The sequence below is a fragment of the Amycolatopsis sp. NPDC051903 genome (assembly GCF_044452505.1).
GTDB lineage: Bacteria > Actinomycetota > Actinomycetes > Mycobacteriales > Pseudonocardiaceae > Amycolatopsis.
Genome location: NZ_JBITBT010000074.1, coordinates 1 through 13604 on the forward strand (window position 1 = coordinate 1; position 13604 = coordinate 13604).

The following is a 13604-nucleotide window of genomic DNA, read 5'->3' on the forward strand; positions in this document are numbered from 1 at the left end:
GGCTTCTTCAGTTTGTACGCACGGTCACCGACCAGGAAGACCACACCGCTGTGCGTTTCCCGGACCGCTGCCCACGGTGTCGTGTCGGCCATGGGGTCCAGCTTCGTGCCGGTACCGCCGCGGTGGCAGGGCGTTAGGTCACCGGGGGTGTGGCGTTCGGCCCTGTGGGCGCAAGCCCCGGCTGCCAGTGACTTTGTCGTGGGGGAGCAGCGGACTTCCGACGCCGCCGACGGCCGTGCGGAGCTGTCGGAACCGGCTCGCGGCACCGGGCCGGCGTTGGTCCCCGGTCGCGGGGACGAACGGCTGCAGCGGAACAGTCCCAGGCGGGCCTACGTTCGTGGTTCGCACTGTGGGACGGGAGGGCACAGCATGACCGCACCGGGAAAGTCACCCGTCGTCGTGGCTGTGGACGGCTCGGAGACCGCGGCCGCTGCGGCGGTGTGGGCAGTCGGGGAAGCAGCGCGAAGGCACACTCCGCTGGTCTTGCTCACCGCGTACGGATTCGACGACACCTGGTTCGGCAGCACGGCGGACATGCCGCCGGACTGGATAGCCCTCAAGCGCGCGGAAGCGGAAGCACTGCTGCACCGGACGCGCGAGACGCTCGAAGCGCTCGTGCCCGGGCTCCCGATCTGGACGGAGGCCACCGACCGAGGTCGGGTGCCCGCCCTGCTCGTCGCGTCGGAACGCGCGAGGATCCTCGTCGTCGGCGAACCGATCGGGGCGCTGCTCGGCCTGTTCAGCGGCTCGCCGGGGCTCGACCTGGCCGCGAAGGCACGCTGTCCGGTGGTCGTCGTCCGGGGCCGGGAATCCGTCGACGGCCCGGTCGTCGTCGGCGTCGACGGCAGCCCGCTCAGCGAAGCGGCGATCGGCTGGGCCTTCGAGGAAGCCTCGCTGCGCAACACCCACCTCGTGGCCCTCCACACCTGGCACGACGGCGACCTCTCCCACACCGGCATCGGCAGCGGCGTGTTCCCGGGCGAAAGCCTCCCGGAGACCGGCCGCCGCCTGCTCGCCCAGCGCCTCGCCGGCTGGCAGGAGAAATACCCCGACGTTCCCGTCGAACGCCGAGTCGACCACGACAAGCCCCGCCACCGGCTGCTCGCGTTGAGCCACACCGCCCAGCTGCTCGTCGTCGGCAGCCGCGGCCGCGGTGGTTTCGCCGGGCTGGTGCTCGGGTCGACGAGCCAGGCCTTGCTGCACCACGCGAACTGCCCGGTCATGGTGGTGCGCTCGGGAGAGCGCTGATCACGTGCCCGCCGGTCCGGCGGTGCGGAACCCATCGGGACGTTTCCGAACCGCCCGTAGCGGAACGGCTGCGCCGGGTCAGAACGGGATGGGGCGGTGGTCGACCCTGCGCGCGTGCGACGGCTGGACTCCGCAGCATCGAGCGCGACGCCGGCCGACTGTCCTCCGAGCCAAGGACTTCTTGCCCTGACCCCGCTCCCCGCAGCCGAGCACACTCGACGCGTCAACCACTGTTCCGCCGAACACCGGGATCAACGATGACCGAGTTGCGCCCCTTGACGCCAGAGGAATGCATCGACCTCCTGTCGACCCAGCCAGTGGGCAGGCTGGTGTTTTCCGAGAACGCGGTGCCCGCCATCCGACCGGTCAACTTCTTCGTGCACGAGGGAAACATCATCGTCCGGAGCAGCCGTACCGGGTCGATCGCCAAGCTCGTCGACGACGTGGTCGCGTTCGAGGTCGACAGCATCGACCCCACCACCCACACCGGGTGGAGCGTGGTCGTACTGGGGAAGGCGAATCCGATCACCGAAATCGACGAACTGGTGGCGCTGGCCGAACCCCGGCACCGGCCGTGGCCCGGTGGGGAACGCTCACACTTCCTGCGGATCCCGATAGAAATCATCAACGGGCGAATGTTTCGCGTGTCGGACGCCGGTCCCGCTCAGCGCTGCGGCCTGGGAAGTCAGGAATGACTTCTCCCGTACGGCAAGGAGCCGTGCTCATCGTTGACGCGGTCGCAAAGTCGGCGGGTTCCCCCCGTGTCCTCGCCGGGGCGGCGTAGCGTCGTCCACTGTGGCTCACCGCGATGGCGGGAGGTTGCTCGTGAAGCAGGAAACGTCGGCCCGGGAGGTGGACCGGGCGAGCACGGAGCTGGTGGAGCTGATCGGCCTGGCGAGCGAAGCGATGGGTCGTGCGACCGAGGCCGTGTTCGCTCCGGACGCCTCCCTGGGCGCCGGTTTGAACTCCGCTTACCGGGCGGTCGATGCGCTGCGGCGTGAGGTTGACAGCCACGCCACCGAAACCCTGGCGGTCCGTCGTCGCTCGGCGGAGCCGATGCTGGTGCCCGCGACCATCGCGGCCGTGCACATCAACGCCGAGGCCGAGGTGATCGGGCAGCTCGCGAGAGAGGTCGCCGACATCGCCCGGACCCGGCGTTGCTGGCCGTCCGTTCCCGAGACGGTGCGGGAGGCACTGCGCGAGGTGAGCGGGATCTGCCTCGTGATGATGGGCAAAGCAGCCGATGTCGTGGAATCGCGCGGGGCTGCCGGGATCGCGGAGCTAGCCGCGTGCGACGCGTCAGCGGACCGCGCGCAGCGGGTGCTGTACCGGCGCCTGCTGTCCCGAGACTGCCCGATCGACGCGGATGCGGCGGTCGACCTCACCTTGGTGGCGCGCTGCTACGAACGCTTCGCCTGGCACGCCATGGCGGTCGGGCGCCGCGCACTGCTGCTCGACGTGGACACAGCGACGACGTGAGTTTCACGGCAGCCCCGCGATCGCGATCTCGGCGAGGATCCGCTGCCACACCGCGCCGTTGAGGACGTGCCGGTCATGGGTCACCACCATCGTGGCCTGGAGGGGATCGGTCAGGTCGATGGTGAGGGCCCCGTCGCGGACCAGGTGCTCGAGCAGGTTCCCGACGATCGTGGCGTAGTCCTCCGATCCGGCGTGTGCCGGACGTGGTGTGCTGAAGGTCGGGGGAAGCAGGTCCAGCGCGATCGCGGTGAGCCCCTGATCCGCCCAATCGCGGATCCGGAGCGGGATGCGCAGCGGCTGCATCAGGCAGAGCAGTGCTTGTCCACGGCGGAACCGATGCCCGAACGGGTTGACCGGTGGCCTCACGCCGGCGAGCAAGGTGGCGGTGTCGAACAAGTCCTGACGCGAGCCGAGGCGCGCGCCCTCCGCGGTGTAGCCCTCGTCCGCGATTCCGGTTCGGCTCCCGGCGCCGCGCTCGATCAGCACGTCCAAGCCGAGCCCCCGGATTCGGGCCACGACGGCGGGTACGAGGGCGACGCGCCGTTCGCCAGGGGTGTCCTCGGTGTAGACACCGATCGTCTGGGCTGTCACTTCGGATCACCTCGCTCGCCGGTCGCTGTTGACAACCCGAAAAGCGTGAGTCACCGGCCGTTCAGTGCGAAGCGCGCTCGCGCGTCCGCCACCGCTGACGATTGTAGGCTCGGTGGGAGGGACTGGTGACCGGTGAAGGGAGCCGGTGTGGCGAATGCGGAATGGCAGTTCTGGGTCGACCGGGGTGGCACGTTCACCGACATCGTGGCGCGACGGCCGGACGGGCAGCTGCTGACGCACAAGTTGCTGTCGATGAACCCGGCGCGCTACCGCGACGCGGCGGTGGCCGGGATCAAGGCGCTCCTCGGCACAAGTGAAGACGCGCCGGTGCCGGTCGAGCATGTCGAGACGGTGCGGATGGGCACCACGGTGGCGACGAACGCACTGCTGGAACGCAAGGGCGAGCGCACGCTGCTGGTGATCACGCGGGGATTCGCCGACGCGTTGCGCATCGCGTACCAGAACCGGCCCAGGATCTTCGACCGGCACATCGTGCTGCCGGAGATGCTGTACGAGCGTGTCATCGAGGTCGACGAACGGATCGCCGCCGACGGCACCGTGCTGCGCGCGCCCGATCTCGACCGGCTGGGCCACCCGCTGCGGCAGGCGTACGCCGACGGGATCCACGCCGTGGCGGTGGTTTGCCTGCACAGCCACTTGTATCCCGCCCACGAACAGGAGATCGGCAACCTGGCCGAGCACGTCGGCTTCCGCCAGATCTCGCTTTCGTCCGAGGTCAGTCCGCTGATGAAGCTGGTGCCGCGCGGCGACACCGCGGTGGTGGACGCTTACTTGTCCCCGGTGTTGCGCCGCTACGTCGACCAGGTGGCCGCGCAGATGCGCGGCGTCCGGTTGATGTTCATGCAGTCCAACGGGGGACTGGCCGAGGCCGGGCACTTCCGTGGCAAGGACGCGATCCTGTCCGGCCCCGCCGGGGGCATCGTGGGCATGGTGCGGATGTCGGCGCTGGCGGGGTTCGACCACGTGATCGGCTTCGACATGGGTGGTACCTCGACCGACGTGTCGCACTACGCCGGCGAGTACGAGCGGATCTTCACCACTCAGGTCGCCGGGGTCCGGCTGCGCGCCCCCATGCTGGACATCCACACCGTGGCCGCCGGCGGCGGGTCGATCCTGCACTTCGACGGCAGCCGCTACCGCGTCGGCCCCGACTCGGCCGGTGCGGACCCCGGCCCGGCCTCCTATCGCGGCGGCGGACCGTTGACCATCACCGACGCCAACGTCATGCTCGGCCGGGTGCAGCCCGCACACTTCCCGGCCGTGTTCGGCCCCGACGGGGACCAGCCGCTGGACAGTGAGGTCGTGCGGCGCCGCTTCACCGAACTGGCCGATGAGGTACGGGCGCAGACCGGTGACGAGCGCTCGCCGGAAGAGGTCGCCGAGGGGTTCCTGCGGATCGCGGTGGCGAACATGGCGAACGCGGTCAAGAAGATCTCCGTCCAAAAGGGACACGACGTGACCCGGTACGTGCTGACCACCTTCGGTGGTGCGGGCGGGCAGCACGCGTGCGCGGTGGCGGACGCACTCGGTATCCGCACGGTGCTCGTGCCGCCGATGGCCGGCGTGCTCTCCGCGCTCGGGATCGGGCTGGCCGACACCACCGCGATGCGGGAACAGTCCGTCGAGATCAGGCTCGACCCCGCGGCCCTGCCGAAGCTGGCGCAGGTCGCCGACACGCTCGAAGAAGCCGCTCGCTCAGAGCTGCTCGACGAGGGCATCCCGGCCGAGCGGATCCGGGTGGTCCGGCGGGTCCAGGTGCGCTACGACGGCACCGACACCGCGGTGCCGGTGGAACTGGCCGGACTCGACACCATGATCGCCGATTTCGAGACCAGTCACCGTGCGACGTACTCGTTTCTGATGGACCGCCCGCTGATCGCCGAAGCGATCTCCGTCGAGGCCACCGGCCTGACCGAACAACCGGATCTGTCCCATCTGGGCGAGCAGACTCCCGACACCGCCGATCCGGGCGGGACCGCGTCCCTCTGCACCCGTGGGGACTGGCGCGAGGTGCCGTTGCGGCAGCGGGAGCGAATGCGCCCCGGCGATGTCCTGACCGGGCCGGCGATCATCGCCGAGGCCAACGCCACCACCGTGGTCGACGACGGCTGGCAGGCGACGCTGACGAGGTCCGGGCACCTGATCGCCGAGCGGGTGGCGGCGCCGGAGGAGACGGACGCCGCGACCGCGTCGGATCCGGTGCTGCTGGAGATCTTCAACAACCTGTTCATGTCGATCGCCGAACAGATGGGGACCCGGCTGGAGGCCACGGCCCAGTCGGTGAACATCCGCGAGCGGCTGGACTTCTCGTGTGCGCTGTTCGACGCCGACGGCAACCTCGTCGCCAACGCGCCGCACATCCCCGTCCACCTGGGCTCGATGGGGACCAGCGTCAAGGAAGTGGTCAGCCGGCGCGCCGGAACGATGAAACCCGGTGACGTCTACGCGGTCAACGACCCCTACCACGGCGGCACCCACCTGCCGGACATCACCGTCATCACCCCCGTCTTCGACGCCGTGGGCGAGCACATCCTGTTCTACGTCGCCTCCCGCGGGCACCACGCCGAAATCGGCGGGATCACGCCTGGCTCCATGCCGGCCCACAGCCGCGCGGTCGACGAAGAAGGGGTGCTGTTCGACAACTGGCTGCTCGCCGAAAGCGGCCGATTCCGCGAGAGCGAAACGCGGCGCCTCCTGACCGACGCGCCTCACCCGTCCCGCAGCCCGGAGACGAACCTCGCGGATCTGCGTGCCCAGGTCGCCGCCAACCGGAAAGGCGTCGACGAGGTCGGCAAGATGATCGACCACTTCGGACTCGAGGTCGTCCAGGCGTACATGCGCCACGTTCAGGACAACGCCGAAGACGCCGTCCGCCGCGTGATCGACACGCTCGGCGACGGCGAGTACCGGTACCGCATGGACTCCGGCGCGATCATCGCCGTGCGGGTCACCGTGGACCGCGCGAGTCGCAGTGCGACCATCGACTTCACCGGGACCTCGCCCCAGCTGGACACGAACTTCAACGCACCGTCCTCGGTCGCCAACGCCGCGGTGCTCTACGTGTTCCGGACCCTGGTCGCCGCCGACATCCCGCTCAACGACGGCTGCCTGCGCCCCTTGCGGGTCATCATCCCGGAGGGCTCGATGCTCGCGCCCACCCATCCCGCGGCCGTCGTCGCCGGCAACGTCGAAACCTCTCAGGCGATCACCGGTGCGTTGCTCGCCGCTCTGGGTGTGCAGGCCGAAGGCTCGGGCACGATGAACAACGTCACCTTCGGCAACGAACTCCACCAGTACTACGAAACTCTCGCGTCGGGCTCCGGTGCCGGTGACGGGTTCGACGGTGCGTCCGCGGTGCAGACGCACATGACGAATTCCCGGCTCACCGACCCCGAGGTGCTCGAGTGGCGCTTCCCCGTCCTGCTGCGGGAATTCGCCATCCGCCGTGGCAGCGGCGGTGACGGACGGTGGCACGGAGGCGACGGCGCCACTCGCCGCCTCGAGTTCACCGAACCCGTGACCGTGAGCACCTTGTCCGGCCACCGCAAGGTCGCGCCCTACGGTATGGCCGGCGGCTCGCCCGGAGCGCTCGGTCGCAACCACGTGCAGCACGCCGACGGCACCGTCACCGAACTCGCGGGCGCCGATTCCGCCCAGGTTTGCGCGGGTGACGTGCTGATCGTCGAAACCCCGGGTGGCGGTGGCTACGGCGCACCGCGGCCACCGCACTAGTCTGCAGTGGACTGCCGGTCGCCGCGGAGTGCGCTGGTGCGGGCGACGATCTCGTCGTCCTCACCGGTACGGTGCACCAGTTCGCGGCGCGGTGGCCGACCGTGGCGCCTCGGCTGTGGCGTAACGCCGCCCGCCCGGGTATCGAAGTACGAGTGACCTGGTGCGCACGTGGGGGAGAGAAATGACCGTTCGTCCGGAGTCCGATCGCGTCCGGTTGTGGGAGCCGGATCCGGCCGTGCCGGCCGGTGCGCTGCCGGTGTTCGGCGAACTTCACGCGGTCGCGCGCCGCCGTGCGGCTGCGAGCCTGGTTCTTCCGCTGCCGTTCGTGGTCGGCGGGACAGCCCTGTTCTTCGCCGGGGTGGGTGTCGTCGCGCCGCTGTTCCTTGTGGTGTTCTTCGGTGTCGTCCTGGTCGCGGCCCTCGCCGTCCTCGCGGCGCTGCGGCGGGCGGTGCCGTTGCTCGGTGCCCGGTTCGAACCGGTGAACTGCGCTTCGGACGGGGTGGTCGTCGCGGGCCGCGAGGTCGGTGTCGGCCTGCCCGACGGCCGGTGGTTGCGCACCAGGCTGCCTGCTCCCCTGCGGGTGCAGCTGGCCGGCGAGCGGCGCTTGTGGTTGCTGCGCGCGGGTGATCGGGTGATGGTCACGTTGCCGGGGGCCGGTGTGCTCCTGGCGGCGCGGATCACCGACGGTCCACCGCCCGGTGCGCTGGTACTGCCGGTCGGCTCCCGGGAGCCGACCTCGCCGCGGCTCGATCCGGTGCTCACGGCCTATCGGCGTTACGCGGCACGCGTGTGCTGGTACGCGGCAGCGGTCTACGGCGTCGTCGCCGCCCTCGCGGGCTGGACGGCAGCGGACCTGCCGGCCGACCGGGCCCTTCAGGCGGCCAGAAACGGGGCAGTGTTCCTCGCGGTGTTCATCGGAGTTGTCGCGCTGGGCGTGCTGGTCCGCGGGTTTCGGCTCAGCGCTCCGCTCGCGGCCGATACCTGGACCGAGCTGCCGGTGGTGCTCGACCGGCCGATCAGGATCAACGGCCGCGGTCTCGTCCGCCTCCGAGGCCGGGCTCTTCTGCCCGACGGCCGCACGGTCGGCTTTCGCATGCGGAACGCGGTGGTCGCGTTCGGCCTCGCGACGGCCACGACCGGGCAGCTGTGGATCGCGGGGGTGCCGCGTCCCGGTAAGGTCGCGACCGCCGGCATCCCTGGCCACGCGGTCATGGGCACGGTCCGATTCACCTGAGCAGACCGTGACACCGCGGCCGAACGCAGGTGCGCGCGATCGCCGACGTCGTGCGTCCGCACGCCGCCCGCCACCTCTACGCCATCGCTGCGGAAGCCCACGGTGTCTAGCGGGGTTGCTGCGAGTGCGGCGGGAGCTCACCGTCAGTCCAGCGGCGGTGAGCTCCCGGGTTCTCGTGGTGGTTCAACTCTCGCCTTGGGGTGAGTGCTCAGCCCGCGGCGTACTCGCGCACGAAGTTGCTGCAACTGAGTTCCGTGTTGCCTTCGTAGTTGCAGGCCTGGACATCGATCCAGCCGGATTCGGGAATGTCGGCCAGGTTGTGGTCGACGCAGTTGCCGGCCTCAGGGGCGTCGCTGATGTGGCGCAGGGTGTTGGGGGAGGTTGACCGGAAGTAGTAGACCTCCGGGTGGTGGCCATCGGCGAGGAGGTCGCAGTTGAGCAGGTGCTCCCCGGTCGGGTTGAAACAGGCCCCGGCGCCCCCGTCCGGCGAGACCGGGCCCGCGCAGGCAGCCAAGGCGGTGGCGGCGGGCACCTGGGCGACCTGATCGATCGCCGCGTTCGCGACGCCCCCGCTCAAGCCGAACGTCACCAGCGCTGTCGCGGCGAGAACCGCGCCCATCTTGAATCTCATCGTTATCCCTCCAGTTGCTCCGCCGTATCACCCTTGTGAGGCCCGGTCGGAGGATGAACCGGGCAATACTCCTCCTGGTCTGGACCGGTTCGCGGCGAATTCACCAGATGGACACCTTGTTGGACGAGCGATTCACCGGGTTGCCGAATTCCCGCGGCGAAGCCTCTACCCTCGGTACAACTGCATATTCTCCGGTCGCGCAGGCAAATCCTCTTACTCGAAGACGAAATCCTAGAATTTGTGCGCAAGTTTTGACGAAATCGGGCGCGAATCATTCGATGGGGAGATGCTTCCGAACGGTGCGCCCGAGTCGACAAAAGCTTCGCGGAGGTCTGGAATCAATGAGAGCATTTCTCCGCTTCACGCCGTGAGGCGCGGATAGAGGTGGTGTGCTGCACGGGCCGGCGTGTGAGCGCGGGCCACGTGCGATCGAGGGCCACGTGCGATCGAGGGCGTTCGAGGCAGTTGCCGGGTTGGGTTTTCGTTGCCGGTCAGGGTGATCGTGATTGATGACCTGCGGGCTCAGTCGGTGATGTGGCCGACGACTTGGGGGATCTCGAACAGGTTGCCGGTGTCTCCGGTGTGCAGGAACGCGACGTTGCTGCCGGCGGGGATCCGCCCGCTGCGGGCGTGGTCGAGCAATCCGGCGAATCCCTTGCCGGTGTAGACGGGGCCGACGAAGACGCCCTCCGCTCGGGCGAGCTCGCGAATGGCTGCCGTGCTTTCGGGGGACGCGACGGCGTAGTCCTCGCCGATGAAGCGCTGGTCGATGTCGATCTCGGCGCGGATCGTCGCGTCGTCGGGTACAGGCGCGCCCAAGGTGGCCAGCACCGCTTTGGTCCGTTCGACGATCACGCCGGGGTTCATCCGGTCCTCGTCGTTGACCCGCTGGATGGAGATCGACCGGAACTTCACCGGGTGGCCCAGGCTGAGCTTGGCTGCCAGCAGCCCCGGCAGCGCGGTCCCGGTGCCGATCGTGTGGTAGACGTAGTCGAGCTCGACCCCCGCGACGTCGGACTGCTCCAGCAGCTCCCGGAACGTGAGGGCGTGCGCGATGAAGCCGTCGGGGTGGGCACCGCCGGTTCCGATGACGAGGACCTTGTGCCCCTGCGCCTCGAGCTCGGCCTTGCGCACCGCGATGGCGTCGGTGATCCGCGCGGCCTCGCGCGGAGTGTGCCATTCGTTGCCGCTGACGTTGAGGACGTGGGTTTCGACCCCCATCGTCTTGTTGAGCAGGTAGTTGCCGCGGAACTCGCCGAGTTCGCCGTGCCGGGTCACGTTCCGCGTCAGGACCAGGATCGGCGTGATCCGCGCGCTCAGGCAGGCGGCGGCGAACTGCAGCCCCGAATTGGTCAGGTACGCGCCCTGGGTGATCACGTGCGTCACCCCGTCCTCGATGGCCCGCCCCAGGATGAACTCGGCCAGGCGCATCTTGCTTCCGCTGATCGCACTCGGACCGGCCAGGTCCTCGCGTTTCAGGAAGAGGTTGATCCCGTACGCCGCCGACAGATTGGGCAAGGCGTGGAACGGAGTCGGGTAGAACCCGACCCGGCGTCGGGGGAGCTTGCTGATCGCGGTGTCGAAGTGCGTGAAGTCCATGCGTCCAGCGTCAACCACGCCTCTGGATTAGCACAAGCGATGATCTCTTCTTGGCCGATAAGCTACTCTTATCTTCATGTCATGGCTGTTCGACCCGCGGCATCTGGTGACCCTCGAGGCCGTCGTGCGGCTCGGTTCGTTCGCCGCTGCCGCGGAGGAACTGGGCTACACCCAGTCCGCGGTCTCGCAGCAGGTCGCGGAACTGGAACGACGGGTCGGCGCGCGAGTCGTGGTCCGGCGGCCCGTCCGGGCGACCGAGGCCGGCCAGGTGCTGCTCGACACCGAGGCCGCGATCAGCGTGTCGATGAGCCACGCCGCTACCGAGCTCGCGGCGCTCGCGGAGGGCACCGTCGGCGAGGTGCGGCTCGGTGCGTTCATCTCCGCGGCAGCCTCGATCGTCCCTCCCGCGCTCGCCCGCCTGCGAGCGGCCCGTCCGGCCGTCCACATCACACTCCGTGAACTTGAGCAGCGCGAAACGCATGCGCTGCTGTTCCGGGGAGAGATCGACTTGGCCATCACCTTCGACTACGCCCACGCTCCCGAGCCGGCGCCGGCCGGGCTCAGGCAAGAGCACCTCGTGGACGATCCGATCATGGTCGTCCTTCCCGTCGGTCATCCCCTGGCCGGAGCCGACAGCGTCACCCCGGCCGACCTGCCGTCGGACGCGTGGATCAACACCGCGGTCGACTTCCGCGACTTGGCAGCGTCACCCGTCGGCGGCGACCGGGGAAGCGGACATCGGTTGGACTTCGACGGCATGGACTTCCGCACCGCGCTCAATCTCGTCGCGGCCGGCCTCGGCGTCGCGCTGCTGCCGCGGTTGTTGCTGATGGACGCTCCGCCGAGCGTCGTGGTTCTGCCCATGCGGCAGCCCACCGTCGTCCGCCGTCTTTACACCTGCCGCCTCGACACGAGAGGCGTGACCGCACCGATCAGACGGCTTGAGGCGTATCTGCGGGAAGCCGCAACGGAACTCTGAAACGACGCACCGAACGCCGGCTGTGTGGGCGCACCTGGACAGGGGTGCTTCATACCGACATGCGGGCGCACCTCGGTGCAGGCATCCCACTGACCAACGGTCCTCGCTACCCGTTGGAACAGAAGAAGTTGATGTTCTTGCCGTGCACAAGGGGTTGCGGCCGAGGAGCTCGTCGTTCATGCGCCGCACGGTGCTGCGCATAGAGTTCCCGGCCGTGTGCTGCCGGACGTGGCGCGGGCGGGCTGGGTGAGCGAGACTGCTCCGATGGTTTCCGAGTACACCCAGAGCGACCAATTTCGCGGCGCTCGTATCCACCTGTGCAACCTCGCCGGCCTCGAGATCCGCGATTGCGAGGTGAACGGTCTGAAGATCGTCGACTGCTACGGCAGCGATGTCTACCTCGGTGGTGATTTCGAGCGCGTCGTCGTCAACGACGTAGACGTGACCGCCTACGTCGAGGCCGAGCTCGACCGCAGGCACCCCGCGCGGGCGTTGGCGAGGAATGCGGCTTCCCCCGAGGACTACCGGGTTGCGTGGGACGCCATCGAGCGCCTGTGGGGCGCGACCCTCGACCGAGCGAGGCTGTTGCCCGAGGCAACACTGCACGAGCAGGTCGACGGCGAGTGGTCGTTGATCGAGACACAACGGCATCTGCTGTTCGCCTGCGACGCCTGGCTCGGCAACGCCGTGCTCGAGGAGGAAGCGCCCTACCACCCGTTGGGCCTCCCAGCCGGGGGGATGCCGCCCGACGCGGCGGTGAAGCTGGGTCTGACCCTCGCCGCCACCCCGACGCTCGACGAGGTCCTCGCGCCGCGGCTCGCCCGCATGGCCGCGATGCGGCGCATCGTCGACGGGCTCACCTCGGCCGAGCTCGACCGGGTGTGCGGTCGCAAGCCGGCAGACCCGTATCCCGACCAGGAGTACGTCGTGCGCCGCTGCCTCAAGATAGTGCTGAAGGAAGAAGCCGAGCACCATCGTTACGCGGAGCGCGACCTCGCGGTGCTCGAGGCGGGTCTGCCCGAATCGCAGTAGCCGCCGAGTGGTTCCTCGGCCAACCGGCGACGGGATCGACGTCGTTGTGGGCCGAGAATTGGATCTCGACGAGCAGTATCCGTCGGCCGGGCAAGCGAGGACCGTCCGGGCGATGCGCGGTCACACCAGAATCGTCCCGACGGCTGACACCTACACCGGCGTGCCCCCGTCTCTGGCTCTGGTCAACGCCGGGGCAACCACGGTCCACGCTTCGTCCCTCGCGGCGTACCTTTCAGCCGGGCCCACGGCGTACCCACCGCGGACGGACAGATCAACAAAGCCCACCGACAGCGGCCCTGAAACTCAGGAAAACCGTTGGTGGACTTTGCTTTCCGACTGTGCGCGCCCTCAGGGAGTCGAACACTGAACCCGCGTACCCGCAGTTCACCTTCAACGACGTCCCGTTCTTCGTGCGCGTCTCCGTCACCAGCGCCGGGACTGTTCTCACCCGGCAACACTTGCCGTGAACGTAACTCCAATGGATCAACCGTGACGGAAAACGCCCGGCCCGCCGACGGATCGGCCGGCTTGTCGACGCGTCGGCGGTGCGGGGTTGGTCCCGCCGGGTCGTGGGCGGCGGGACCAGCCCCGTGGTTGTGGTGGTCAGTGCGGGGGGAAGGTCAGTGTCCGGCTTTGGGGCGACCTGGGTGGTCGACTACTGCGAGTGTGAAGGTGTCTAGTGTGATGTTGCCTTGTAGTCCGTAGGAGGCGATGGCGCCGGCGGTGGTGGTGGGTGCGGGGAGGTTGGGGTAGCCGAGGGTCCTCATCTGGTTGCGTAGTGAGCTTGACACTTCGATTTTGAGGGTGTTGGTGCCGGGTTTCAGGGCGGGGCTGACGTCGGTGCGTCCGGCGATGAAGTCGTAGCCGGGGATTTTCTGTCCGTTGATCCAGATTTGGGCGAGGGCGCCGCCGGTGGAGTCGATGGTGAGGTGGGCGCCGTTTGAGGCGTTCCATGTTTTGGGTAGGTTGAAGGTGGTGGTGTAGGTGCCGACGCCTGATACTGAGGCTGGATTCTGGGCCGTGAAGGTCATGTCTTTCCAGGGGATGAGCTGGGTGGT

General features: G+C 68.8%; 11 protein-coding genes. 7 read left to right on the top strand and 4 right to left on the bottom strand.

Annotated features, from left to right (window positions below):
• Positions 1 to 369 precede the first annotated feature (369 nt).
• The 3 genes from ACIA77_RS51800 (at position 370) to ACIA77_RS51810 (ending at position 2727) form a co-directional block, all read left to right on the top strand.
• The gene (locus ACIA77_RS51800; RefSeq protein ID WP_395893634.1) at positions 370 to 1248 is read left to right on the top strand and encodes a universal stress protein; all 879 of its coding nucleotides are present in this window, start codon (positions 370 to 372) and stop codon (positions 1246 to 1248) included.
• 257 nt (positions 1249 to 1505) lie between these two features.
• On the top strand, positions 1506 to 1943 hold the full coding sequence (locus tag ACIA77_RS51805; RefSeq protein ID WP_395893635.1) for a pyridoxamine 5'-phosphate oxidase family protein: 438 nt from the start codon (positions 1506 to 1508) through the stop codon (positions 1941 to 1943).
• A 124-nt stretch (positions 1944 to 2067) separates the two neighbouring features.
• Positions 2068 to 2727, top strand: coding sequence for a phosphate signaling complex PhoU family protein (locus ACIA77_RS51810; RefSeq protein WP_395893636.1), 660 nt, complete (start codon positions 2068 to 2070; stop codon positions 2725 to 2727).
• Between the two features lie 3 nt (positions 2728 to 2730).
• On the opposite strand, the gene ACIA77_RS51815 is transcribed toward ACIA77_RS51810, so the two are convergent.
• The gene (locus ACIA77_RS51815; protein WP_395893637.1) at positions 2731 to 3318 is read right to left on the bottom strand and encodes a hypothetical protein; all 588 of its coding nucleotides are present in this window, start codon (positions 3316 to 3318) and stop codon (positions 2731 to 2733) included.
• A gap of 147 nt (positions 3319 to 3465) precedes the next feature.
• Between ACIA77_RS51815 and ACIA77_RS51820 the strand changes: the two genes are divergently transcribed.
• Positions 3466 to 7071: a hydantoinase B/oxoprolinase family protein gene (locus ACIA77_RS51820; protein ID WP_395893638.1), complete on the top strand. Its 3606-nt coding sequence runs from the start codon at positions 3466 to 3468 to the stop codon at positions 7069 to 7071.
• A 181-nt stretch (positions 7072 to 7252) separates the two neighbouring features.
• Complete coding sequence (locus ACIA77_RS51825) at positions 7253 to 8305, top strand: hypothetical protein (RefSeq protein ID WP_395893639.1); 1053 nt, start codon at positions 7253 to 7255, stop codon at positions 8303 to 8305.
• Positions 8306 to 8513: 208 nt separating this feature from the next.
• Here the strand turns inward: ACIA77_RS51825 and ACIA77_RS51830 are convergent, their stop codons facing one another.
• Positions 8514 to 8924 carry a hypothetical protein gene (locus ACIA77_RS51830; protein ID WP_395893640.1) on the bottom strand — a complete coding sequence of 137 codons (411 nt, stop codon included), beginning with the start codon at positions 8922 to 8924 and terminating at the stop codon, positions 8514 to 8516.
• Between the two features lie 534 nt (positions 8925 to 9458).
• Positions 9459 to 10535 carry a 1-aminocyclopropane-1-carboxylate deaminase/D-cysteine desulfhydrase gene (locus ACIA77_RS51835; RefSeq protein WP_395893641.1) on the bottom strand — a complete coding sequence of 359 codons (1077 nt, stop codon included), beginning with the start codon at positions 10533 to 10535 and terminating at the stop codon, positions 9459 to 9461.
• Between the two features lie 76 nt (positions 10536 to 10611).
• Between ACIA77_RS51835 and ACIA77_RS51840 the strand changes: the two genes are divergently transcribed.
• Together ACIA77_RS51840 and ACIA77_RS51845 are read left to right on the top strand one after the other, a co-directional pair.
• Entirely contained in the window at positions 10612 to 11514 is a 903-nt protein-coding gene (locus ACIA77_RS51840) for a LysR family transcriptional regulator (RefSeq protein WP_395893642.1), read from the top strand.
• Positions 11515 to 11730: 216 nt separating this feature from the next.
• The gene (locus ACIA77_RS51845) at positions 11731 to 12546 is read left to right on the top strand and encodes a DinB family protein (RefSeq protein ID WP_395893643.1); all 816 of its coding nucleotides are present in this window, start codon (positions 11731 to 11733) and stop codon (positions 12544 to 12546) included.
• A 620-nt stretch (positions 12547 to 13166) separates the two neighbouring features.
• Here the strand turns inward: ACIA77_RS51845 and ACIA77_RS51850 are convergent.
• The coding region (locus ACIA77_RS51850; protein ID WP_395893644.1) for a glycosyl hydrolase 2 galactose-binding domain-containing protein at positions 13167 to 13604 on the bottom strand (438 nt) is incomplete at its 5' end.